The sequence below is a fragment of the Providencia sp. PROV004 genome (assembly GCF_011045615.1).
In the GTDB taxonomy this organism is placed as follows: Bacteria; Pseudomonadota; Gammaproteobacteria; order Enterobacterales; family Enterobacteriaceae; genus Providencia; species Providencia rettgeri.
Map to the genome: position 1 here is coordinate 2,317,666 of NZ_CP042859.1, position 25,089 is coordinate 2,342,754.

23 protein-coding genes and 1 tRNA gene are annotated in these 25,089 nt (G+C 39.4%); 12 read left to right on the plus strand and 12 right to left on the minus strand.

The features are described 5' to 3' along the window. Positions 1 to 14: 14 nt before the first annotated feature. On the minus strand, positions 15 to 530 hold the full coding sequence (gene dsbB, locus FVA69_RS10305) for a disulfide bond formation protein DsbB (protein ID WP_164528804.1): 516 nt from the start codon (positions 528 to 530) through the stop codon (positions 15 to 17). A 150-nt stretch (positions 531 to 680) separates the two neighbouring features. Then, positions 681 to 2,231 carry a sodium/proton antiporter NhaB gene (gene nhaB / locus FVA69_RS10310; RefSeq protein ID WP_109913260.1) on the minus strand — a complete coding sequence of 517 codons (1,551 nt, stop codon included), beginning with the start codon at positions 2,229 to 2,231 and terminating at the stop codon, positions 681 to 683. Between the two features lie 221 nt (positions 2,232 to 2,452). Between nhaB and fadR the strand changes: the two genes are divergently transcribed. Beyond that, complete coding sequence (fadR, locus tag FVA69_RS10315) at positions 2,453 to 3,169, plus strand: fatty acid metabolism transcriptional regulator FadR (RefSeq protein ID WP_004911211.1); 717 nt, start codon at positions 2,453 to 2,455, stop codon at positions 3,167 to 3,169. A 94-nt stretch (positions 3,170 to 3,263) separates the two neighbouring features. Here the strand turns inward: fadR and FVA69_RS10320 are convergent, their stop codons facing one another. Beyond that, positions 3,264 to 3,614 carry a hypothetical protein gene (locus FVA69_RS10320; protein WP_164528805.1) on the minus strand — a complete coding sequence of 117 codons (351 nt, stop codon included), beginning with the start codon at positions 3,612 to 3,614 and terminating at the stop codon, positions 3,264 to 3,266. A 444-nt stretch (positions 3,615 to 4,058) separates the two neighbouring features. Between FVA69_RS10320 and FVA69_RS10325 the strand changes: the two genes are divergently transcribed. The 3 genes from FVA69_RS10325 (at position 4,059) to FVA69_RS10335 (ending at position 7,386) form a co-directional block, all read left to right on the plus strand. After that, positions 4,059 to 5,360: a D-amino acid dehydrogenase gene (locus FVA69_RS10325; RefSeq protein ID WP_164528806.1), complete on the plus strand. Its 1,302-nt coding sequence runs from the start codon at positions 4,059 to 4,061 to the stop codon at positions 5,358 to 5,360. Positions 5,361 to 5,420: 60 nt separating this feature from the next. Continuing rightward, positions 5,421 to 6,500 carry an alanine racemase gene (alr, locus tag FVA69_RS10330; RefSeq protein ID WP_164528807.1) on the plus strand — a complete coding sequence of 360 codons (1,080 nt, stop codon included), beginning with the start codon at positions 5,421 to 5,423 and terminating at the stop codon, positions 6,498 to 6,500. Positions 6,501 to 6,633: 133 nt separating this feature from the next. Further along, positions 6,634 to 7,386, plus strand: a complete 753-nt coding sequence (locus FVA69_RS10335) for a MipA/OmpV family protein (protein ID WP_004911202.1) — start codon at positions 6,634 to 6,636, stop codon at positions 7,384 to 7,386. Positions 7,387 to 7,487: 101 nt separating this feature from the next. Here the strand turns inward: FVA69_RS10335 and FVA69_RS10340 are convergent, their stop codons facing one another. Together FVA69_RS10340 and gapA are read right to left on the minus strand one after the other, a co-directional pair. After that, positions 7,488 to 8,369, minus strand: a complete 882-nt coding sequence (locus tag FVA69_RS10340) for a D-hexose-6-phosphate mutarotase (protein WP_004911200.1) — start codon at positions 8,367 to 8,369, stop codon at positions 7,488 to 7,490. Between the two features lie 292 nt (positions 8,370 to 8,661). Beyond that, positions 8,662 to 9,657: a glyceraldehyde-3-phosphate dehydrogenase gene (gene gapA / locus FVA69_RS10345; protein ID WP_004911198.1), complete on the minus strand. Its 996-nt coding sequence runs from the start codon at positions 9,655 to 9,657 to the stop codon at positions 8,662 to 8,664. Positions 9,658 to 10,012: 355 nt separating this feature from the next. On the opposite strand from gapA, the gene msrB reads away from it, so the two are divergent. Then, complete coding sequence (gene msrB, locus FVA69_RS10350; protein ID WP_004911195.1) at positions 10,013 to 10,426, plus strand: peptide-methionine (R)-S-oxide reductase MsrB; 414 nt, start codon at positions 10,013 to 10,015, stop codon at positions 10,424 to 10,426. Positions 10,427 to 10,540: 114 nt separating this feature from the next. Then, positions 10,541 to 10,846: a YeaC family protein gene (locus FVA69_RS10355; RefSeq protein ID WP_004911191.1), complete on the plus strand. Its 306-nt coding sequence runs from the start codon at positions 10,541 to 10,543 to the stop codon at positions 10,844 to 10,846. Between the two features lie 118 nt (positions 10,847 to 10,964). Here the strand turns inward: FVA69_RS10355 and pncA are convergent, their stop codons facing one another. From pncA to sppA, 3 genes are all read right to left on the minus strand, one after another. Further along, positions 10,965 to 11,591, minus strand: coding sequence for a bifunctional nicotinamidase/pyrazinamidase (pncA, locus tag FVA69_RS10360; RefSeq protein WP_109913256.1), 627 nt, complete (start codon positions 11,589 to 11,591; stop codon positions 10,965 to 10,967). Positions 11,592 to 11,613: 22 nt separating this feature from the next. After that, positions 11,614 to 12,633: an asparaginase gene (ansA, locus tag FVA69_RS10365; protein WP_004911183.1), complete on the minus strand. Its 1,020-nt coding sequence runs from the start codon at positions 12,631 to 12,633 to the stop codon at positions 11,614 to 11,616. Between the two features lie 167 nt (positions 12,634 to 12,800). Continuing rightward, positions 12,801 to 14,657 (minus strand): signal peptide peptidase SppA, encoded by a 1,857-nt coding sequence (gene sppA, locus FVA69_RS10370; RefSeq protein ID WP_109913255.1) that lies wholly within the window; start codon positions 14,655 to 14,657, stop codon positions 12,801 to 12,803. Between the two features lie 471 nt (positions 14,658 to 15,128). On the opposite strand from sppA, the gene FVA69_RS10375 reads away from it, so the two are divergent. The 3 genes from FVA69_RS10375 to FVA69_RS10385 are packed head-to-tail and all read left to right on the plus strand — an operon-like array spanning position 15,129 to position 18,670. After that, complete coding sequence (locus tag FVA69_RS10375; protein ID WP_109913254.1) at positions 15,129 to 15,680, plus strand: NAD(P)H nitroreductase; 552 nt, start codon at positions 15,129 to 15,131, stop codon at positions 15,678 to 15,680. Between the two features lie 14 nt (positions 15,681 to 15,694). Further along, positions 15,695 to 16,738, plus strand: a complete 1,044-nt coding sequence (selD, locus tag FVA69_RS10380; protein ID WP_004911178.1) for a selenide, water dikinase SelD — start codon at positions 15,695 to 15,697, stop codon at positions 16,736 to 16,738. 3 nt (positions 16,739 to 16,741) lie between these two features. Beyond that, on the plus strand, positions 16,742 to 18,670 hold the full coding sequence (locus FVA69_RS10385; RefSeq protein ID WP_123381910.1) for a DNA topoisomerase III: 1,929 nt from the start codon (positions 16,742 to 16,744) through the stop codon (positions 18,668 to 18,670). Between the two features lie 65 nt (positions 18,671 to 18,735). Here FVA69_RS10385 and xthA read toward each other — a convergent pair whose 3' ends face one another. Beyond that, positions 18,736 to 19,548 carry an exodeoxyribonuclease III gene (gene xthA, locus FVA69_RS10390; RefSeq protein ID WP_109913251.1) on the minus strand — a complete coding sequence of 271 codons (813 nt, stop codon included), beginning with the start codon at positions 19,546 to 19,548 and terminating at the stop codon, positions 18,736 to 18,738. Between the two features lie 565 nt (positions 19,549 to 20,113). Between xthA and FVA69_RS10395 the strand changes: the two genes are divergently transcribed. After that, positions 20,114 to 20,989: a LysR family transcriptional regulator gene (locus tag FVA69_RS10395; RefSeq protein WP_004911163.1), complete on the plus strand. Its 876-nt coding sequence runs from the start codon at positions 20,114 to 20,116 to the stop codon at positions 20,987 to 20,989. 1 nt (position 20,990) lies between these two features. Here the strand turns inward: FVA69_RS10395 and FVA69_RS10400 are convergent. From FVA69_RS10400 to FVA69_RS10410, 3 genes are all read right to left on the minus strand, one after another. Then, positions 20,991 to 21,075 (minus strand) — tRNA-Tyr (locus tag FVA69_RS10400). Between the two features lie 159 nt (positions 21,076 to 21,234). Further along, entirely contained in the window at positions 21,235 to 22,083 is an 849-nt protein-coding gene (gene purU, locus FVA69_RS10405; protein ID WP_110731961.1) for a formyltetrahydrofolate deformylase, read from the minus strand. A gap of 94 nt (positions 22,084 to 22,177) precedes the next feature. Next, positions 22,178 to 22,657: a YchJ family protein gene (locus FVA69_RS10410; RefSeq protein WP_004911157.1), complete on the minus strand. Its 480-nt coding sequence runs from the start codon at positions 22,655 to 22,657 to the stop codon at positions 22,178 to 22,180. A gap of 125 nt (positions 22,658 to 22,782) precedes the next feature. On the opposite strand from FVA69_RS10410, the gene rssB reads away from it, so the two are divergent. Both rssB and galU read left to right on the plus strand, forming a co-directional pair. After that, positions 22,783 to 23,793: a two-component system response regulator RssB gene (gene rssB / locus FVA69_RS10415; RefSeq protein ID WP_164528808.1), complete on the plus strand. Its 1,011-nt coding sequence runs from the start codon at positions 22,783 to 22,785 to the stop codon at positions 23,791 to 23,793. A gap of 159 nt (positions 23,794 to 23,952) precedes the next feature. Then, positions 23,953 to 24,873, plus strand: a complete 921-nt coding sequence (gene galU, locus FVA69_RS10420; protein ID WP_164528809.1) for a UTP--glucose-1-phosphate uridylyltransferase GalU — start codon at positions 23,953 to 23,955, stop codon at positions 24,871 to 24,873. Positions 24,874 to 25,089: the final 216 nt, after the last annotated feature.

The following is a 25,089-nucleotide window of genomic DNA, read 5'->3' on the forward strand; positions in this document are numbered from 1 at the left end:
TTGGGGTTTAAAGGCTATTTTTTGGCTGGGAAGAACTGGCTGATGATAACAATGATTGCAACTAAGAGATAAGCCACGAAGATACCAATTAACCATTGTGGCATATCAAGCCCTAAGAATGCCCACTGCCTAACGGCACAGTCACCCGTAGCTTCGAATACTGCTGGTACCCACTCTTGTAATGGTAACCAATCAGGGAAATTAACGAAGAAATCACATGATGCAAATGGTGAAGGATAAAGTTGTAGCATGGTATGTTCCCATGCAAGGTCTAAACCGCGCCAAGCAGAATAAACCCAAATAAAAATAGCAACCCAGCGTATGACCATGTTCCGTGGTGCTATCGCTCCAATTAAGCCAGCAACCATAATGCCAAGTAATGCAACACGTTCATAGATACACATAACACAGGGTTGTAGTTTCATAACATGCTGAAAATATAAAGCCGCGCACTCGAGCATAAAGGCAATAAATGCCATGAGTAGCCAAGCGCCTCTTCCTTGCGAACAGTAGTTAAAAAATCTGAACATACTTAGTATCCTAATTGAGTAATGCGCACATTTTGCCCCTATCGGCCCGATAAAAAAAGCAATTAAAGTGAAATAATGCAATTTTAGAGAGGGTTTTACCTAACATTACAATTAGCCGTATTGGTGCACGGCTAATTGTTTAAAGTATAGTTATTGTGCGAACGTAATCAACCCGATGCTTTCCATCCAATGTGTGATGGGAACTAGCCAGAATTCAACCCCTAATAGCCCAACAATGGTCATTACGAAGGTATATGGCAGTGCCATCCACACCATGCGGCCGTAAGATAAACGGATCAGAGGTGATAACGCAGACGTTAATAAAAACAAGAAGGCAGCTTGCCCATTAGGTGTTGCAACAGAAGGGAGGTTAGTCCCTGTATTTATTGCGACAGCTAATAATTGGTATTGTTCCGTTGATACTAAACCTTCATTTGCCGCTTTTAAGGCTTCAGTAATATAAACCGTCCCTACAAATACGTTATCTGACACGGCAGAAAGTAGGCCATTAAACAGATAGAACAATGATAATTGTGACGATTCAGAGGATTGCAACACAAACTGAATAAATGGAGTGAATAATTGCTGGTCAATGATTACAGCAACAATGCTAAAGAATACGGTTAGTAATGCGGTAAATGGTAACGCTTCCTCAAAGGCTTTACCCAGCGCGTGCTCCTCTGTGATACCACAAAATGCGGTTGTCAGTACGATGACGGATAGGCCAATAAGACCAACTTCCGCTAAATGGAAAGCAAGGGCGACAATTAGCCAAATACCAATTAAGCCCTGAATGACCAACTGCGCAAGATCTTTTTTGGTGCGTTTCGCCGTCAGTTTTTTATCGTGCTCAGTTAAAATCTGACGCACAGAGTCTGGAAGTTCAGCACCGTAGCCAAATAACTTGAATTTTTCCACAACAAAACAGACGACTAAGCCACAAATAAAAACAGGTATAGTGACAGGCGCCATGCGGATATAAAAGGTAATGAAATCCCAGTCAACATGTTTAGCAATGATGAGATTTTGTGGCTCACCAACCATAGTCATGACACCACCTAGCGCGGTACCAATACCAGCATGCATCATTAAACTACGTAAAAAAGCCCTAAATTGTTCGAGGGTTTGTTTTTGTTCTGCACTTTTAATGAAACCATCATTTTGCAAGTCTGTGTTGCTAGGTTGATTAGAGGCATATTGGTGATAGATAGAATAAAAACCAATTGAAACACTAATGACGACAGCAATAACGGTCAGTGCATCTAAAAATGCAGATAAAAATGCACTCGCCATACAAAAAGCAAGGGAAAGAATGCGTTTAGAACGCACGTTTATCAACAGTTTGGTGAATACAAACAGCAGCAATTGTTTCATGAAATAGATACCAGCTACCATAAAAATCAGTAACAAGATAACTTCAAGGTTATTGCTAATTTCATGTGAAATTTGTGCAGGGGTGGTCATGCCGATAATTACGGCTTCTATAGCGAGAAGGCCACCGGGTTGCAATGGGTAACATTTGAGAGCCATTGCTAATGTGAATATAAATTCAACAACTAATAACCAGCCTGCGACGAAGGGACTGATAAAATAGAAGATAATAGGGTTAATTATTAAAAATATAATAATTGCTAATTTGTACCAATCAGGCGAGTTTCCCAGAAAATTTTTCAAAAAAGCCGTTTTTAAACTAAAATCCATTATGGTTCGTTATCCTCTTTTATGCGGATGTCGTGTATTGTGCTATACATACTACTCTTATCTTTTACGGATTTTAAGCTTATTTGCTAATTGATAATGTATGAATTATATGGAAATTCTATGATTTGCTTCACTCTTTATTTTTAGTCTAACTATATCAGGTGATGACAATCTGGTATGATTTGCCCAATATCCGTCTAAATGTTTGGAATAATAAAAATATGGTTATTAAAGCTCAAAGTCCGGCTGGTTTCGCGGAAGAGTATATTATTGAGAGCATATGGAACAACCGCTTTCCACCAGGTTCAATTTTACCCGCGGAGCGCGAGCTCTCGGAATTAATCGGTGTGACACGAACAACCTTACGTGAAGTGTTACAACGTTTGGCTCGTGACGGCTGGCTAACCATTCAGCATGGTAAGCCAACTAAAGTGAATAACTATTGGGAAACGTCTGGCCTAAATATTTTGGAGACATTGGCTCGGTTAGATCACGATAGAGTGCCACAGCTAATTGATAATCTCTTGGCTGTACGTACCAATATCGCTGCAATTTTTATTCGTACTGCATTTCGTAACAACCCTGAGCAGTCATTGGAGGTTTTAGCGGGTAGGGAAAAAGTTGAAGATAATTCAGATGCCTTTAGTGATTTGGATTATAACGTGTTCCGTGGGCTGGCTTTTGCATCAGGTAATCCCATCTATGGATTGATCATTAATGGCCTCAAGGGGCTCTACACAAGGGTAGGCCGTTATTATTTTTCTAACCCAGATGCGAGGCGTTTAGCGCTGAACTTTTATCAGCAACTGGCTAATTTGTGTCGTGAACAAGCTTATGACCGTATTATGGAATGTGTCAGAAATTATGGTAAGGAAAGTGGCACTATTTGGCATAGTATGCAAGGTAATATGCCTAGCGACTTAGCACACATCCGCTAAATTCGAATGACTCTATCACCAATTAAACCAGCTGATAATTTTTTGCGGCTGGTTTTTTTGTTTTTTAAGCTTTAAAACGGCTTGAGGCTAGTTGTCAATTATTGGGGCACGCACAGGACATAGCAGCAAGTGTCGTGTCTGAATAATCCACTTTCTTGTGTGATAGGTCCAAATCCACTCTATCAGTCCAATCCAGACCATCGGGAAGCGGATGGTCAGTTTTAAATAAACAATGGTAATCAACCCTTACTGGATAACTGTCTATGACGATGGCAGGGCTGAGGCATACAGAAATAGGTTTAGTGCTTAAACAGATAATATCTCCTTTATCATAAACTTGTGTTCTTAAAGCGAGAGATGATTTACAAAGTTCATCGGCAAGACTCATCCCTGCAGATAAAAATAAAATAATAAATAAGGTAAATAATTTTCTTTTTCTAATCATGGGGATACCCTAAATTCTAATTGATTAATAAGATGATTTGGTTAGTTTATTTCATTATTAAGATGACTAATTCGATGGAGCAGTCAAATTATCTATACAATCATAATTTAAAGAGATAAAAAAATAGCATCATTAGTTTTGTTAAATGTTGTTAAAAATGGTTAGCGACATAATGTTTCAATATTAAAGTATTAAATACTGAATTTATTAGTTAAAGAAATCATCAATAATTGATTTTATTGGGTTAATGCATTGAAAATCAATAGGATATTAAATAACCTTAAAATCTTCAGTGAGAATATTCATCTGTAATGTAAATGAGATGTGAATCAAAATGGATTTATTATCTGTATTGTTAAAAGTGTTAATTCACCATATTGGCAAATAATTTCTAGAATATTATCCTAAAATAAATGATGCATACTTTTATTTTGTGGGGAAGCTATGAAAATTCTAGTGTTAGGTGCAGGAGTGATCGGTGTAACAACAGCATGGTATTTAGCACAAGAAGGGCACGAAGTGCTGGTGGTGGATAGACAACATGATGTCGCAGAAGAAACAAGTGCAGCAAATGCAGGGCAAGTATCCCCTGGGTATGCAACCCCATGGGGAGCTCCCGGGATCCCCCTTAAAGCCGTGAAATGGATGTTTGAAAAACATGCACCTCTGGCGATACGCCCAGATGGAACGTTATTTCAGTTGCGCTGGATGTGGCAGATGTTAAAAAATTGCGATATTCAACATTATGCAATGAATAAAAGTCGTATGGTACGTATCGCCGAATACAGTCGCGATTGTATTCGCCAATTAAGAGCAGATACAGGTATCGAATATGAAGCTCGTCAGGGTGGTACCTTACAGCTTTTTCGTACTACTGAGCAGTTCGATAATGCAGCGAATGACATTGCAGTCTTACAGCAAGAAGGTGTTCCGTACGAACTATTAGCATCAAATGAATTAGTTAAAGCTGAACCTGCGTTAGAATTTGTCAAACACAAGCTCACCGGTGGGCTGCGATTACCCAATGATGAAACAGGGGATTGCCAGCAATTTACCAAAAAATTGGCAAAGATGGCACAAAATGCTGGAGTTCAATTCAAATTTGGTGGCCATGTAGAACAGATTTTAACAGAAGGAAATAAAGTTAGTGGCATTAAAATTGATGGTGAAATTTTGCATGCGGACAGATATGTCGTTGCAATGGGTTCTTATTCTACTTCAATGCTACAAAGCCTAGTTCAAATTCCGGTCTATCCACTCAAAGGCTATTCATTGACTATGCCAATTATCGATGAACAGCGTTCCCCAATGTCCACCATCTTGGATGAAACATACAAAATTGCAGTAACGCGGTTTGATCAGCGCATTCGAGTTGGTGGAATGGCTGAAGTTGTTGGTTTTAATTTGAATATCCTGAAAAAACGCTGCGAAACATTGAAAATGGTGGTACAAGATTTGTATCAAGGCGGTGGTGATATTGCACAAGCACAATTTTGGACGGGCCTGCGTCCAATGACACCAGATGGTACTCCAATAGTTGGGCCGACAGCATACGGTAATTTATATTTAAATACTGGGCATGGGACACTGGGTTGGACAATGGCTTGTGGTGCAGGGAAACTGCTGGCAGATTTAATTTCAGGGAATACACCGGAGATAGCGTCTGATGATTTATCGGTATTTAGGTATCTTGATGGTTTTAATACCAAGCTGACTACTCATGGTGATTTAACACCAGCACGTTAAGTGTTTGATATTTTATACTATTGTAATTTTAGAATTAATTAAACGTACTAAGGAATTAAAATGCCGCGCCCAATAAGTGCTGTCATTCATCTACAGAATTTACAACATAATTTGTCTATCGTACGGCAACATGTTGGAAAATCAAAAATTTGGTCAGTTATGAAAGCAGACGGTTATGGTCACGGCATCAAGCAAATTTGGCCTGCGCTAAAAGAAACGGATGGCTTTGGGGTATTAGATTTTGATGAGGCCATTTTATTGCGAAAAGAAGGGTGGAAAGGGCCAATTCTATTGTTAGAGGGTTTTTTCCAGCCTCAAGATTTACAATTAATTGACCAGTATAATTTAACAACTAGTGTTCATAGTGAGTGGCAATTATTCGCCATTGAAAATGCCCAATTTTCATCACCAATTTCAGTCTATATTAAGCTAAACAGTGGAATGAATCGGTTAGGTTTTCCACCGAACGATTACGAAAATGTCGTACGACGGTTATCTAAAATGCCGAATGTACGTAGTTTAACGTTAATGAGTCACTTTGCTAATTCAGATACCAAAACCGGCGTTGCTGAGCCTTTTCAACAAATCCAGCAATTTGAACACTTATCTTTAGAAACCTGTATCGCAAACTCAGGGGCAACACTGTGGCATAAACACACCCAATATGATTGGGTCCGCACGGGTATTTTACTGTATGGTGCGTCTCCAAGTGGAAAAGCTACTGATATATCTAGGTTGGGCTTGAAGGCAGCGATGACTTTACAATCAGAAGTGATTGCTATCCATGAAATTCCAGCAGGTCAATCAATTGGTTATGGTAGCCGGTTTACATCAACTAAACCGATGCGTATTGCGACAGTGGCGTGTGGTTATGCCGATGGTTACCCTCGGCATGCTGCAAATGGAACGCCTGTATGGTGTAAAGGTAAACGTTGTGCGCTATTGGGCGCGGTTTCGATGGATATGCTGACAATTGACATCAGTGATTGTGACGATGTTAAGCTTGGTGAGCGAGTAGAGATGTGGGGGCAAAATTTACCGGTTGATGAGGTGGCGCAAGCCGCGGGGACAATAGGTTATGAGCTACTCTGTGCGCTTGCAAAAAGAGTTCCTGTTTCTTATAAAAATAAAGTAGAATAATTATTAATCAATCACGCTAAAAACAGTTAGAATTTAGCTTTAAATGTGATTTTGATTACGAATATTGGGATTATAGCTATATTGATATAACATATAGCGGTGATCTATTTCTCATTATTTTTAGGTTAAATATATGTCTAAAGCAATTAAATTAACGACACTTGCTGTGGCTTTGAGTGTGTTATCTGGGGCCGCGTTTGCTGGAACTTGGTCTGTTGGGGGTTCAGTATTAGCGCAATCAACACCTTATAAAGGAATTAAGAGCCGTGATTATGTCACGCCAGTGCCTATTGTTAATTATGACAGTGAGAACTTCTATTTTCATACATTAGCAGCTGGTTATTACCTATGGAATGATACGCAAGACCAACTATCATTAGATGCTTTTTATTACCCGCAATTTTTTAAACCTAAAGACAATGATGATAAAGCAATGCGTGAATTAGACCGTCGCCGTGATACGGTGATGACGGGGCTGACTTATCGTCATAACGCTGATTGGGGTACACTGAGAACGAATATTTCTGGTGATATCCTAGGTATCAGTAATGGTATTCGTGGTGAATTCGCCTATCTGTATGGTTTTGAAGGTGATAAGTGGTCAATCACCCCAGGTCTTGGTATTAAATGGGATAGCAAGAACCAAAACCGTTATGAATATGGTATTTCTTCAAAAGAATCACGTAATAGCGGTTTAAAACGTTATAACCCAGGTTCAAGTTGGACACCATACGTTGAAGTGACAGGAAATTATCGCTTTGATGAAAATTGGACGGTATTTGCAATGGGCCGTGTTGACCGCCTACCAAGTGAAGTGAAAGATAGCCCAATGGTGAATAAAGATGTTTCCGCCATTATGTGGACAGGTGTCACTTACACATTCTAAGTTTGTTATCGAAAGTTAAATTATTGAGCCCCTGATATCATTATGTTTATCAGGGGCTCAATTTTATCTATTTAGAAATCTTATACACTTAGACTGGATGATTAATCTTGCGGTTTATTATCGCGACTGACCATCACTAATGAAAGGCGAGCAGGGTGCTGTGCCTCACTTTTCATTGGGACATTAATCCTTGCCGTTTCTACACAAGCCATTTGTTTGTACCCATTATTTGGCATATCGTCCATACTGCATGATAACTCTGCCCAAGGGTTCCAACAGACAACATCACTATTATGGTAATGATGAATTTCTATTGTACGAGCCCATCCATCATCACGTAATAAGCTATATTCATCCGGTTCTGAATAAATACGGTCAGTATGTTTATTAAATTTGAGAGGTTCATTGGCATAAACTTCTTTATCTGCGACTTTATCGAAATAGTGACCGCCTAACCCATAGACGGTGGCTTTTTGAATATCACTGATATTGAAATAACTATGCAGTGCGGCAGTAGTTTCGAAATCCCCATAACTTTCTAGTTCAAGTTCACATGTTTCACCGAGTTTCATACGGAGGATCAGAGTGAACTCATGTGGCCATAATTTACGGGTATAGTCGGTATCCGTTAACGTGAAGGTTAAAATAACGCCATCTTCATGCTCATTATGTGCGGTGAATTGCCAAGGTAAAATTCGCGCAAAACCATGGCTAGGACTAGCAACAGGGCCGAACCAAGGCCAACAAATAGGGATGCCACCGCGGATTGCAACACCTTCTTTAAAAGCACTTTCTGAACTTAGCCATAAGCAAGGTTTTTGCCCTGCAGGTTGCCAATCAATAAGTTGAGCACCTTGTAAACTGACGGCCCCACGCACCTTAGGGTGCGAGATGACAATGAGTGGAAGCTCGCCGAGTTGGCGTTGAGTGATGTAAGCAGAGACTTGTTTAATGACTGGTAGTGCAAAAAGTTTGTCGTGCATGGTATTAGGCCTGTGTTAATGGAACAGTGTGAATACTCGTCATCTTTCAAACTGCAGCATTGCTGACTGTGTTCATTCACTTGAATTATTTAGAGTATCTATTCGGTATATTTAAAGGCGCAGTGACGCGGTGAATAGTATTCATTCTAAAATAAGTCATGTTTATAGCGTATCCAATAAGAGATCAACCATAAGCGATATAGCAGAAAATATGAAGTGTTAATTTGTTATTGGATACGATACAAAAGAGCCGCCAATCGGCGGCTCAGTTAGACAAATTTCGTTACAGCTCTTATTTAGAGATGTGAGCGATCAAGTCTAATACTTTGTTAGAGTAACCAGTTTCGTTGTCATACCAAGAAACTAATTTAACAAAGTTGTCGTTCAGTGCGATACCAGCTTTAGCATCAAATACTGAAGTCAGTTTCTCACCGTTGAAGTCAGTTGATACAACGTCATCTTCAGTGTAACCCAGAACGCCTTTCAGCTCGCCTGCTGCTGCTTCTTTGATTGCATCACAGATTTGAGTGTAAGTTGCTGGTTTTTCTAAACGAACAGTTAAGTCAACTACAGAAACGTTAGGAGTAGGTACACGGAAAGACATACCAGTCAGTTTGCCATTCAGTTCTGGAATAACTTTACCTACTGCTTTAGCCGCACCGGTTGATGATGGGATGATGTTTTGCGCAGCACCACGACCACCACGCCAGTCTTTATGTGAAGGGCCATCAACAGTTTTTTGTGTTGCAGTTGTTGCGTGAACAGTTGTCATCAGGCCTTCAACGATACCGAATTTGTCGTTGATAACTTTAGCCAGTGGAGCTAAGCAGTTAGTTGTACAAGATGCGTTAGAAACGATTTCTTGACCTGCGTAAGCTTTGTGGTTAACGCCCATAACGAACATAGGAGTATCATCTTTAGAAGGGCCAGTCAGAACAACTTTCTTAGCACCTGCTTGGATGTGTTTACGTGCAGTTTCATCAGTTAAGAAGATACCTGTAGCTTCAGCAACGACGTCAACACCGACTTCGTTCCATTTCAGGTTTGCAGGATCTTTTTCTGCTGTTACACGGATTTTTTTGCCGTTTACAACTAGGTGACCATCTTTAACTTCAACAGTACCGTTGAAACGACCATGAGTTGAGTCGTATTTCAGCATGTACGCCATGTATTCTGCATCGAGCAGGTCGTTGATAGCAACGATTTCGATGTCAGAACGCTCTTGTGCAGCACGGAAAACGATACGGCCAATACGACCAAAACCATTAATACCTACTTTGATAGTCATAGTATTTCCACCAGCTATTTATTCGTGAATTAAGTTGTAGTTAAAGTTACCAAAACCTTGCCAGCCGTCAAGCGGAATCGTGTCAATTATTGAAAAAAATCAATTCTGATACCACCAATTGCTTATTTGTCAGCCACTTCAGCGGCAAATACAGCCGCACGTATTATCGGGATTGTGCAGCATAATGAAACCATCTATCAGTGATATATGTGATACGGTTCACAAATCAAAACGGAAAGTAAGATGCTTCTTAGTTTAGAATAGTTTTACAGAAAATGTTGTTAATTTTTTGTTGATTGAAATTGATGTATGATAACCATTGAACATTTTAGTTATTTAAATATTTAGGTGTGACATGTCAAAAAAAGATAACCAACCTATTGATATTTCAGAATTAAATGAAATGCAGCGTTACGTTACACAGCAAGCAGGTACCGAGCCGCCATTCAGTGGCCAATTATTGCATAACCGTAAAGATGGTGTGTACGAATGTTTATGCTGTGGTTCACCTTTATTTATGTCTGAGAGCAAATTTGATGCAGGTTGTGGTTGGCCAAGCTTTTATCAACCCGTCAATGAAGAGGCTATCAAATACATTGAGGATTTCTCGCATGGGATGCATCGCATTGAGGTTCGCTGTCAACACTGTAATGCGCATTTAGGGCATGTATTTCCCGATGGTCCGCAGCCCACGGGGCAGCGTTACTGTATTAATTCAGCATCATTAAGCTTTATCGATGATGATAATGGTGAAAAGACCCGTGGATAAAGAGCTGAAGGGTGCTGAAATTTTAATATTAGAATGACAAAAACGATTCAGCTATCAGCTAAAATTAAGAATAATAAAATAACGTGCTAATTGCGTACTTGAAGGAGCCTTACCGTGAGCGTTGAAGTTAATCCAGAGCAACTTGAACAATTATTAGCAGTGATGACACCTGAAATCTATCAGCGCCTAGTAACCGCAGTTGAGCTAGGTAAATGGCCGGATGGGGTGATGTTAACGCCAGAACAAAAAGAGCATAGCTTGCAAATGGTATTATTGTGGCAGTCGCGGCATAACCATGACCCAGAGCATATGACGGTAGGGACTAATGGCGAAATTACGATGAAGAGCAAACAAGAGCTAAAAACGCTGTTTCAAGGTGAAATGTTGGCAACATTAAAACCGCAAAATAATGATGAGTAACAGTTACTCTGTAGATCTGTAGAATAGTTTGGTTATTCAATAGGGTGTTGTACAGTGACAGCGTCACTAAAACAAGTTTTCTCAATTGATATGAGAAAACTTGTCTACAAAGTCTGGGTTAATGCAGGTCAGTTAACGTGATTAACCTCGCGCCTTGCTTTTTCATTTCGTCTAAAGCTTCTTGGCTGTCATTGGCTGCAAGATTAACACCTCTACATCCATCCACTAGAACATCTACGCTATAGCCTAATTTTAGGGCATCTAACACGGTAAATTTGACACAGTAATCCGTCGCAATTCCCATAATAATTAAATGTGAAATGTGTTGTTCTTGTAACCATGCATGCAGGCGGGTTTGGCTAATTTTATCGTTATCGAAAAAGGCACTATAGCTATCAACCTGTGGGTTTTCCCCTTTGGTGAAAGTTGCACTAATCAGTGATTGGTTTAAATCTGAGTGTAATTTAGCGCCGTGCTCACCTTGTACGCAATGAATAGGCCACCAAACTTGTGTAATGCCATTTAGCTCACCGACTTCGCCAATTTGAGTATTTGAATTAGCCGCAAAACTAAGATGTGTCGCGGGATGCCAATCTTGGCTTGCAATGATGTCTATCTGTTTTTGTTGGCAAATAGCCATCGCCTTATTAGCAACATCAATAACATGTTCACTTTCATTTACTGCTAATGTGCCACCGGTGCAAAAATCGTTTTGTAAATCGACTAACAGTAATGCTGCTTTCATTGTGTCCTCAGTATGTTATCTGTTATTCATCAGCATAGCTCAACTCGCCGCGTAAATTATTCTGCATTAACTCTCGGATTAAAGCGGGGGTATAATTTTGGCTTAGTAAGTAGTGCAATTTACTTAAGGCGGCTTCAAAAGTCATGTCGTATCCACTTATCACACCAGCTTCTGCAAGAGCGTGTCCTGTGGCATAGCCTTCCATATTAACACGGCCAGAAATACATTGTGTCAGGTTAACCACAATAATGCCTCGGTTCGTTGCCTCGCGAAGTATACGTAGTAATTCAGGCTGTTGAGGGGCATTACCGACACCGTAAGAGCGCAATATAAGCGCTTTGACAGGTTGTTGGAGAATATTGCGAACAATCTCAACCGAGAGTCCCGGATAAAGTGTAACAACACCGATAGGTTGAGGTGTAATTCGGTGGCTTTTAAATTCACCTATGCCAATAGGTGCAGGGCACGTATTGAATGTACGAATATTGATACCCGCCTCCATTAAGGGGGAGCAGTTAGGTGAGCTGAAAGCATCAAAGCCGTCAGCATGAGCCTTAACGGTGCGGTTACCGCGATATAATTTGTTATTAAAAAACAGCCCGACCTCATTAACAGGGTAATTGGCCGCTAAATATAAGGCATTTAATAGATTTGTTTGCCCATCAGAACGTAATGCTTCTAATGGTATTTGTGACCCTGTCACGATCACTGGCTTTTTCAAGTTTTCAAACATGAAAGATAAGGCTGAGGCGGTGAAAGCCATAGTATCAGTGCCATGTAATATAACAAACCCATCATAAAGTGGATAATTTTCCCGAATATCATCAGCGATGAGCTGCCAATCTTCAGGAGTGATATCAGATGAATCAATCAACGGTTGATGCTCACGGATGGTAAACTCAGGCATTTCAGGGCGGTGAAACTCGGGCATTTGAGCTAACTGAGTTTGCAAATGACCAGAAACAGGAACATATCCCTGTGGTGAATGGCGCATGCCAATTGTTCCACCTGTGTAGACTACATAAATTGATTTCTTCTGCATCTTATTACCTAATTTATCCAACTTATCGAAGGAGAATGATTATCAGGATTTTGACGCATTTGTTAGCGTATTACTATCGTTAACTTGCGAATAATTAGATTGATATGGGGTTATTGATGAGTTTGTGAGAGAAATCCCCTTCATTAACGCTGAAGGGGATTTAGCGATCAGTTAATTTCCGCGCAATTTAAGCAAAATGCGTAGCGGTTTTGAGGGTCATTCATTTTTAAGAAAAACTGAGCTTGCTGGCGGATATCCGTTGCGACTGCTGGGGGCAAAAACACCTGTAGTACATCCGGCATCGCAGCTTGAACGCTAGTGGTTAATTCAAGCAACAATTGATCCATGAAAGTCATCTCAGGCTTCATCCAATCTAGCTTAACATCAGTGAGTTTAGCGAGTTCTGCGGCTTTATCTATCGCAGTATCAAAATCACCTAGCTGGTCTACAAGGCCATTTTTAAGCGCGTCTTGCCCGATCCACACACGGCCTTGAGCGATTTTATCTATCTCTGCAGGTGTTTTATGGCGAGCTTTCGCGACTAAGCCAATAAATGTCTCATAACCATTTTCAATAGTTATTTGCATCATGTCAGCAAATTGTGGACTAATCCCTTTAGTCAGAGAAATATCGGCTAATGGTGATGTTGATACTCCATCAGTATACACCCCAATAGAATCTAAAGATTTTTCAAAGGTATTGATCACACCAAATATACCAATTGAACCTGTCAGTGTGTTTGGACTGGCAATAATATAGTCAGCTGGAGTCGATACCCAATACCCGCCAGATGCTGCCATTCCCCCCATAGAAACCACCACGGGTTTACCGGCAGCATGGGCCGAAGCCAGTTCACTGCGGATCAAATCAGAAGCGCTTACGCTTCCCCCCGGGCTATTCACGCGTAACACAATTGCTTTAATATTATCATCAAGGCGAGCATCACGAATTTGTGCTGCGATGGTATCGCCTCCTGCAATCCCAGCCGTTTGCGGGCCATCCATGATAGCACCTTGAACAACAATCACGGCGATATTGCCACTTTGATTCGCATTGGTATCTGTTATTTTAGCGGAGTAATCATAGATACTAATATTATTGAATTGTTTATTTTCTTTATTCCAGCCAAAGTGTTTACTGAGTAAATCTTCAACTTCTTCGTTTGTATAAAGTTTATCAACCAATTTTTGTTTTAAAGCATATTGCGCGCTATCGCCTTTGACAGAACGTAATTGTTCTAAAATAGCATCAGCTCCAGGGAAAATTTGCGTGCTGGTAGTATTGCGGTTTTTGGCGATATCTGCGAGGTAATTGTTCCACAGGGCATCCAACCATTGTTTATTGGCCAAACGTGCTTCAGGGGACATTTCATCACGCATTAATGGCTCAACTGCTGATTTATAGGTACCAACACGGAAAATATGGCTACTGACTTTAAGTTTTTCTAACAGTGACTTGTAATAAAGGCCATTAGTTGCGAAACCATATACCCCAACAGCACCTTGTGGTGTGAGGTAGATATCATCAGCGTAACTGGCGAGATAGTATTGTGATTGGCTATAACTGCTACCGATGGCGTAAACCTGTTTCCCTGAACTTTTAAATTCATTGATTGCTTTACCGATATAAGCCAGAGAAGGTTGGTCGGCGCCAACTAAATCATCTAGGCGTAATACCATTCCTGTAATACGGTCATCATTTGCGGCGGTACGAATAGTATCAACGATGTCGAATAATGAATTTTCTTGCATGCGGCTATTTGAAGTACCAAGTAGTTCACGGCTCATACGACCAAATGGGTCTGGAGCAGAAACTTGGTCTACGATAACGCCCTGCAAATCAACATACAAAGCACCAAAATAATTTTTTTCGGGTTGAGTTTCTGTTTGGTAAAGCGCAATTGACCCAATAACGACAAAGAATAATACTAAGAAAATGGCGTTAAAAACGAATTCCCTAATAAAGTTTAGTGCTCGCCAGCTAATTCTAAAGATGGTAGCGATGATGTCCCAAAGTTGACGCATGTTTTCTCCTATCCTGTATATTTTGCACCACACGGGTGTTAGCTTCACTGGTTTGCCGTTGACTTATGGCACAAACTATTTTTGGATATTACATAAATATGTCTTTCTACAGTTGGGCTATTTCCGCCTGTAGCATGAATTTACGACAGTATACTCAAAAGCAAATCCGTTACCCGATCATCACATCGAATTGTTGATGTCTTAGTTGTATCAATACAATTAGTTGCAACTGCGGGCTATTTTTATGCATAACAAAATTATGATCAGCAAGGTACAATGCTTCAATGATATTTTTCATGTGTGACAAATGATACAATTCAATGAATTTATAACGTAATTTTACCTAGCGAATAACCGTTATTATTGTATTAGTGTAAGCGATTTTCCTTTAAGCTGAAACAATAGATAGCGTGGGTATCATTATCTAATTGAATGATTATCATATCAGTTTACTCTTAAACGGAGACAAATATGGATGCTTTAACCCTTTTGTTGAACCGCCGTTCAGCTTCAAGACTCACATCACCAGCACCCCAAGGTGAAGAACTTAACAATATACTTGCTGCGGGGATGAGAGCACCTGATCACGGAGCTTTGAAACCATGGCATTTTGTTGTTATGCAAAATGAAGGTATTAACCGCTTCAGTGAGCTATTAGAAAAAGCGGCAATTGAAGGGCAATTAGGTGCTGAAGTAGAAGAAAAAGCACGTAACGCACCTTTTCGCGCTCCACTCATTATTACTGTAATTGCGAAATTAAAAGACCATCCGAAAATACCACAATGGGAACAATTAGTTGCTGCGAGTTGCACTGTACAAGCAATGCAGATGGCTGCGGTTGCTCAAGGCTTTGGCGGTATATGGCGCTCAGGAGCATGGACAGAAGATGCCGTGGTTCGTGCGGGATTAGGTTGTGGAGATAACGACCGTATTGTTGGATTTCTTTATTTAGGTACGCCAGAGCTTAAAGCACCAGCAAAAGTGCAAACACCTGATATGACAGGCTTTGTATCTTATTTCTAATAAAGAGAATAATAATGACTGAAAAAATTAGATTAACGCAATATAGTCATGGTGCAGGCTGCGGCTGTAAAATTGCACCGAAAGTATTAGAGCAAATTTTACACACGGAACAAGCAAAATTTCATGACCCACATTTGTTAGTTGGAAATGAAACGAAAGATGATGCGGCGGTTTATGATCTCGGTAACGGGATTGGTATCATCAGCACGACAGATTTTTTTATGCCGATCGTTGACTCTCCGTTTGAGTTTGGCCGTATTGCTGCAACTAACGCGATTAGCGATATCTTTGCTATGGGTGGAAAACCGATTATGGCAATCGCTATTTTAGGCTGGCCAATTGCTAAGTTACCGCCTGAAGTGGCTCGTGAAGTGATTGAGGGGGGCCGTGCTGCTTGTGCGGATGCTGGCATATCATTGGCTGGAGGGCACTCTATTGATGCACCTGAGCCTATTTTTGGTTTGGCAGTTACAGGTGTTGTGAATACGGAATATGTGAAGAAAAATAGTGCTGCAACAGCAGATTGCGAACTGTTCTTGACTAAACCGCTTGGGATTGGCGTTTTGACAACGGCAGAGAAAAAAGGGGTACTTGCGCCGGAACATCAACACTTAGCGGCAGAAACCATGTGCCAAATGAATAAGTTAGGAGCGGTGGTTGCGCCTTTAGAGGGAGTGACGGCTATGACGGATGTAACTGGTTTCGGTTTATTGGGTCATTTAAGTGAGATTTGCGAAGGGTCTAAAGTTCGCGCTGAAATTTCCTTTAGTAAAGTCCCTAAATTAGCCAACGTCGAAAAATATATTGAAGCAGGTTGCGTTCCTGGTGGAACAACCCGTAACTTCGACAGCTATGGTCACCTTATTGGCCCAATGAGTGATATGCAACGTCAGCTATTGTGCGACCCACAAACCTCTGGTGGCTTACTCATTGCAGTAAAACCTTCCGAAGTCTCTAAAATTAAAGAGATTGCACAGCAGCAAGGTGTTTTGTTACAGTCTATCGGTAAATTATTACCCCATCAGGATAATGTTCCTTTAGTTGAAGTGATAGATTAATTTATGCGTTTGTTTATTGCGGAAAAACCGAGCCTTGCAAGGGCCATTGCAGATGTATTACCCAAACCCCATAAACGCGGTGATGGTTTTATTCAATGTGGTGATGGCCAAACCGTAACATGGTGCATTGGCCACCTTTTAGAGCAGGCGGAACCCGATGCTTATGAACCTCGGTACGCACGTTGGAATCTTCAGGATTTGCCAATTATCCCGGATAAGTGGCAATTGAAGCCCCGTCCCGCAGTAACTAAACAATTAAAAACCATTGAAACATTACTGAAGCAAGCTTCAATAGTCGTCCATGCAGGAGACCCCGATAGAGAAGGTCAACTGCTGGTGGACGAAGTGCTTGATTTTTTAAAGCTCGATCCTGCGAAACGCAAAGCCGTAAAACGTTGTTTGATCAACGACCTTAACCCACAAGCCGTTGAGCGGGCAATTGACCGCTTAAGAGAAAATCGTGAGTTTATCCCTCTTTGTGTCTCCGCCTTAGCGAGAGCACGGGCAGATTGGCTATATGGCATCAATATGACTCGTGCTTATACACTATTAGGGCAACGAGGTGGATATCAAGGTGTTCTTTCTGTTGGGCGGGTACAAACGCCAGTTTTGGGCCTAGTTGTTAGGCGCGATGAAGAAATAGAAAATTTTATCCCTAAAGATTATTTCGAGGTGAAAGCCCATATTGTTACGCCAAAAGATGAGCGTTTTGTAGCAATATGGCAGCCAAGTGACTCCTGTATTGATTACCAAGACGAAGAAGGGCGTTTGTTCCATCGGCCGCTTGCAGACCATGTGGTATCGCGTATTGAGGGGAAGCCTGCCATAGTGACGCAATATCAGGACAAGCGCGAGTCTGAAATTGCACCATTGCCTTTCTCTTTGTCGTCTTTACAGATTGAAGCCGCTAAAAAGTATGCGTTGAGTGCACAAGAAGTATTGGATATATGCCAACGCTTGTATGAAACACATAAGTTAATTACTTATCCTCGTTCGGATAGCCGCTATTTACCGGATGAGCATTTTGCAGGGCGACACAGTGTATTGAATGCCATTGCTGTGCATCAGCCTGATCTCACTGAATTTGAACTGCCAGAGTTAGATAAAAAGAATCGTTGTTGGGACGATAAAAAAGTGGACGCCCACCATGCAATTATTCCAACTGCAAAAACGGCAGCAGTAAAATTAACGGAAAATGAAAGTAAAATTTACCAACTGATTGCACGTCAATATATTATTCAGTTCATGGCGGATGCGGTTTACCGTAAGTGTACTATTGATCTTGAAATTGAAAAGGGTAAATTTATTGCAAAAGCTCGGTTTCTTGCTGAAGCGGGCTGGCGAGTTGTATTAGGCAATAAAGAGCGCGATGCTGAAAATGATGGTATGCCTTTGCCAGTTGTGAGTAAAAGTGATGAGTTATTATGTGAGAAAGGGGAAGTTGTCGAACGGCAAACGCAGCCTCCGCGCCCTTTTACGGATGCAACGCTATTATCAGCAATGACTGGGATTGCTCGGTTTGTGCAAGATAAAGCATTAAAAAAAGTATTGCGAGAAACGGATGGGCTTGGTACGGAAGCGACTAGGGCGGGCATCATTGACTTACTATTTAAGCGCCAATTTCTCTTCAAAAAAGGGCGTTACATTCATTCCTCTCCGGCAGGAAGGGCTCTAATTCATGTTCTACCCGATATGGCAACATTACCGGATATGACTGCTCATTGGGAGTCCGTACTGACTCAAATTAGTGAAAAACAATCACGTTATGATGATTTTATGCACCCGCTAGGTCAAACATTGATGCAATTAATTCACCATGCACGCCAATTTACAAATTTGAGGGCATTTCGAGAGTTACCAGCCCCATCAGTAAAAGCAGGGAAAAAAACTGCAAAAACAGGCAAGAAGAAAACGAAAAAGAAAGAGGATTAGTTGAGTCTGGCAAACCAATAAAAGGCGCTTTAAGCGCCTTTTTGCATGATAACTAGTGAGGAAATTTATTTTGTTAGGTCAAACTCAGACCACACCGGTGCGTGGTCTGATGGTTTTTCCATTCCGCGAATATCATAATCAATACCCGTTGCGATACAACGTTCAGCAAGGTTATTTGAGGCTAGTAATAAATCAATACGTAAACCGCGGTTATCATCAAAGCCCTTAGAACGGTAGTCAAACCAAGAGTAGCAATCAGCAACATCAGGATTTTTAGCTCGGTATGTATCGACCAAGCCCCAGCCTAACAATTTAGCTAACCATTCACGTTCTTCAGGTAAAAAAGAACATTTTCCGGTTTTTAACCAACGTTTGCGGTTTGCATCACCAATACCGATATCCAGATCGGTTGGGCTAATATTCATATCACCCATAATGAGTAATTGAGACTCAGCCGTTTGTGTTGATGTAATGTAATTTTGTAAATCTTGATAGAATTTTTCTTTTGCTGGAAATTTAGTTGGGTGGTCGCGGCTTTCCCCTTGAGGAAAATAACCATTAACAACAGTCAATGGGCCACGCTCTGTTTGAATGTCAGCCATGATAATACGGCGCTGTGCGTCATCATCGTCAGTTGGAAAGCCTTTGCGGACAGCAATAGGTTCATTTTTTGTTAAAAGAGCCACACCATAATGGGCTTTTTGGCCGTGATAAAAAACATGATAGCCGAGCTGACTAACCTCTTCATAAGGGAACATATCATCATGGACTTTTGTTTCTTGTAAGCCAATAACCTCAGGTTGATGTTTTTCGATGATTGCAGCGAGTTGGTGAGGACGAGCTCGGAGGCCATTGATATTGAACGATATGAATTTCATGGTTTTTTATCACCTAGTTTTATGATTATTATGCGTATTCTACCAGATGGTAGCAATACTGTAACCCCGAGTAGCATGTTTCAACGATTAGGTTGTTTTATAGCCAATAACGATTATGATAAAAATGGTCATTACATAACTCATTCTTGGTACAATATCAAAATTTAGCGTTTAATATAAAAGTTATAATAAATTTAGTTAAACAAAAAATATTATAATTAATTAAATTTATTATGGGTGCTAGAATTTAATTTCTGATTAAAATTAAATTAATAATTTCAATATTAACTAGTTTTAATTTCATTTAAAGTCAATTGGTTATTTATATTTTAATGTGATTTAATAGTGGAGGCATAAAAAATAATTAATCGAAACAGTATAATATATTGCTTTGTAATGATGGAAATTATAAAAATACTTTTATGAAATATTGTTAATCATTCAATAAAAAATCAACTTTGACTTTTTATTTTTTGGATTAATTTATGGGCTAATCAATATAATTATTAATGAGAAAGTTAAGTATGTTGATTAACATTTTAATAAATGGAATGGGGTCATAGATATGTTCTTTTCAAGAAAATTAGAGGCGTTTATGGCGGTTGTTGAGAATGGCTCGTTAAGCAAAGCGGCAAGAGTGATGAACCGTACGACACCTCCCATCGCGAAGTCAATCAAAGACTTTGAGACAAGCCTAGGTAAACGGCTTTTTAAACGAGAAAAATTTGGAATGACATTAACTAAGGATGGCCAAGAGCTTTATAACGATCTAAGAGATCTTTATTTACAGGAGAAAGAAATAACGAAAAAACATTTTTCAGGTTATATAATCAATGAGGCTAATATTTATTATGACTGGGGAAAGGAAAATCATTTAATTAATTTATATCAATCAGCACATCAAAATAATGTACAAGTAAATATATTAAGGTTTAATTATGATGAAGTAGATGAAATTGTCGATTATGATGGAAATACACTTATTCTTAGTTCAGAGCAGGTTGTCAGCGAACGGTTTTCATTACAAAAAATAATAGAAAATTCACCATTAGGTATTTATTGTCGGAAAGAACTATATGAAAAATTTCATTATGATCTTGTTACATTATTACAAAAAAGTACCTGGTTATGTGACCCCGCATTTTATAAAAGTTCTTTAATGAGCGATTTATTAGCAAAAATTGAAACGGTTGATAATAAAACGAGCGTGAGACAAATGGATAATATTGGCTGTTGCCAAAGTTTTATTCAAGATGGTGACTTTATAGGCATTATAGACCACTATCCAGAAGAAGAATTAATTGATAAATCATTAATTTATATACCATTAAACAAGATTTTGGGGAAAAGTGTTTGTTACATTTATAAATCAAAATCACACTCTAGTGTACTAAATCGTTTTATGGGTGTTGTTGATAAATTAGGGGGGGATGTTAATTAAATGGTGGTGGGAGAAGGATTCGAACCTTCGAAGTCTGTGACGGCAGATTTACAGTCTGCTCCCTTTGGCCGCTTGGGTATCCCACCAGATTTTGAGTTGCTGTAATCATTGACAGCGGGCGGCATCATATCAAATGACGCGCCGCTGTAAAGCATTAATTTTCAATAAAATGGTCGTTTGCTGTTTTTTTATTCTTAATGCGTGTTAAATCTACAAAGTGTTGTTAAATAAGCCACTGTGTTGGCTTATAAAATGATGGTGCGATTACCATATACAAATACACGTTGAGCTAAGACCCAGTAAAGGGCATGGCTTAGTACATTTTTTTCAACGTCACGTCCAGCACGCATCATATCATCCGCTGTGAATGTATGGTCTACATTAATCACGTTCTGTGTAATGATTGGCCCTTCATCAAGGCTGTCATTAACAAAATGCGCTGTAGCACCAATAATTTTTACGCCACGCTCATAAGCTTGGTGATAAGGACGGGCACCAATAAAGGCAGGTAAAAACGAATGGTGAATATTGATAATCTGGTTTGGATAATGCTGAACAAATGCGGGCGTTAATACGCGCATATATTTAGCCAACACAACGTAGTCAGGCTGATACTGGTCAATCTGTGCTGTCATTTTTTCGTCATGTTGTTCGCGAGTTAAGCCTTCATGACTAATATGGTGGAATGGGATGCCAAATTGTTCGACTAAGTTTCTTAGCGTATCGTGGTTTCCAATAACAGCAGCAATTTCAACATCCAAGCCATCATAAGCACTTTTCATGAGTAGGTCGCCCAGACAATGTGCTTCTTTGGTTACCATGACGACAATACGACGCCGGCCTGCAGTGTTTAATTCACGTTGAGACCCAACAGGCAATGCATCGTCGAGATCCGCTAATAATGTTTCATCGTTGAAAATGCCTTCTAACTCAGTTCTCATGAAGAAACGGCCAGTGTGATGATCAACAAATTCATTATTTTGTACGATATTGAGTTGGTGTTTATAGCAAATATTGGTGATTTTCGCGATTAATCCTTTCGCGTCAGGGCAAATTGTCCTGAGAATTTTCTTTTGTACAATTTTGTGTTGCATGAAACAGCCTAATCCTTAACTAACAAAGCGATATAAAAAACGACAGATTGTGTATTAAATGTGTCTCATTAGACAGGCATTAAATAAAGGGTAATTAGTCTGGGTGCCCACACTTTTTATATTTTTGACCAGAGCCACAAGGACATAAATCATTACGACCGATTTTTGGGGTAATGCCGTCTATATAATACCAACACGAATCCATCTTAATAAAACGCGAACGTTCATGAATAAGCTGCTTATGATCAGCTTTTTCATCAATAAAGCAAGCCGAAAATTCGACATAAGCTTCATCGGGATTTTTAGCATAAGAAGAACTAATAACACGAAGACCACACCAGCGTGTCTTCGAAAAACTATTTACAATTTCGTGGTGCCATTCTTGAGCATGGCAATCCGGGTGCCATGTTTTAATCAGATAATCGGCATTTTGGTGAACATAAGCGCTATATCTGGAGCGCATAAGCTGTTCAGGCGTCTGTGGAATAGATTTTCCTTGTAAAAAAGGGGCGCAGCATTGTTCAAATTGTGCTTCGTTGCCACAGCAACACCTATCTTCTACTTGTGATTTCATAACACTCTCTATAAAAATAAGTATAAGATTGAAAAGTCACTATACTTAAATGATGGCGAATAAATGATTTTATCGTATGAATAATTGTATTGTTAATTAAACCAGGCTTTTGCAGTAGGTATCTTATGAAAAATAGAAAAGTACTCATAATAGAAGACGAAATCACCTTCTGTACAATTTTAAAAAATTACCTCGAAACGCTGGGTATTGAGATCTATACCGCAGATAATGGTCAATTAGCAATAGAGATGTTAACAATAAACGGTATCACCCCTGATATCATTCTCTGTGACCTTAATATGCCGATAATGAATGGTGAAGCGTTTATGCGAGAGCTTATTGCTCGTAATATTGATATTCCAGTCATTGTGATTACGGCAACAACTGATTTTACTCAGTTAGATAGAATGTTTCGTTTAGGGGCTAAAGATGCTTTGCTTAAGCCAATAAAAAATTTAGATGAAGTTAAAGTGACCCTACTTTCTGCACTGTATCCTGAGAAAAATAGCCTAACAGAGCTAATGGGAGAGGAAATTCATCAGATTTCTACATTAATGCAAGATCATACTCAAGATATGTTGACGGTGTTGAAGCAGTTACAACCGCCAGTAAACCAAATTATAAATAATTACCGAATTAACTATCGCCAACTTAATGAAGCTAATCGCTTTGGTTTATTATTAGACTTAGCTGCTATTTCAGACAGCCAAATAGGATTTTACTGCATTGACACTGAGCGCTCTCCCCAAGAAGGTATTATGGCTGCTTTTTTGATTCGTGTTGTGTTCAATGACCTATTAAAAAGTGCGGTAAGCTACCCAGAAAAAAAATTACCGAATATTGATAGGATTATTAATCAAATAAATTATTTACTAGAGGATTCGGGGTTTAGTGGGCAATTTCCTCTCTTATTGGGGTATTTTAATACACAGAATAAAGCAATTATAATGGCGAGTGCGGGCTTAGAAGCGGAAATAACGACAGAAAATACGCATGTTAAGTTATCGAGAAGTCTTCCTTTAGGTACACTTAAATTTTATCAATCTAACCATTTAGAGGTAAAAGGAAATGCTTGGCAGTGTTTAATTCGTAATAATAGCCAGAAAATAAAACTTATGTTTAACCCGGAGACATAATTAATGTCTAAAATGCATGCATGTGTCATCTAAATAACTCTATTCAGACTCGTCGCTATTTATTCATAAATATTTCCTGATATACTTTTGCGCACTTAAAATGCCTCTTGATACTTTAGTGAAATTTGAGAGGCAAGGATGATATCTGGAGTGATAAAAATGACACAGCGCAAGGTGCGTAAAGCGGTAATCCCTGTTGCAGGCTTAGGCACTCGTATGCTTCCTGCAACAAAAGCTATTCCAAAAGAAATGTTGCCAATAGTCGATAAGCCACTTATTCAATATGTTGTTAATGAGTGTATTGCTGCGGGGATCAATGAAATTGTTTTAGTAACACATTCATCAAAAAATTCCATTGAGAACCACTTTGACACAAGCTTTGAGTTAGAAGCTATTTTAGAAGCGCGTGTTAAGCGCCAGTTATTGGATGAGGTTCAATCTATTTGTCCAAGTCATGTAACGATTATGCAAACGCGACAAGGAATAGCAAAAGGATTAGGGCATGCAATTTTGTGTGCTAAACCGTTAGTCGGTGAAGAACCTTTTGCGGTTATTTTACCTGATGTCATTTTAGACTGTTACAGTACAGATTTAACTAAATTTAACTTGCGTGAAATGCTCGAACAATATGAATCAACAGGTGCAAGTCAAATTTTAGTTGAGCCAGTCCCTGAAGAAGATGTATCTAGCTATGGTATTGTGGATTGCAGTGGAGAAACGCTAGCACCTGGGGATAGCAAAAGAATTGTTCGTATGGTTGAAAAACCAAAACGTGAAGAAGCTCCATCTAATTTATCTATTGTTGGTCGTTATGTTTTATCTGAAAAGATTTGGGATGCATTAGCTAAAACAGCTCCCGGTGCTGGTGATGAAATACAATTAACTGATGCTATTGCATTAATGATGGAAAATAATGAGCCTGTAGAGGCCTACCACTTATGTGGTAAAAGTCATGACTGTGGAAATAAATTAGGTTATATGAAAGCATTTGTTGAATATGGAATGCAGCATGATGCGTTGGGTGAAGAGTTTACTCAGTGGTTGAAGAAATTATCAGCGTCATTGAATGCAGCAAAATAAAATTTCACAATAAATTTTTATTAAAGGCTAACTTAATTTGTTAGCCTTTTTTATGCGTGAAAAAATAAATTATTAACAATAAACGTCAGGTATTAAGGCGTATCGCTCTGATTTAGACTGTTTAGTTGCTACTCATTATAAGTGAGAGGTGTACAAAAATTAACATATAACCCCATTACATAAATAAAATCACTGAACAATATTTAAGTTTATCTA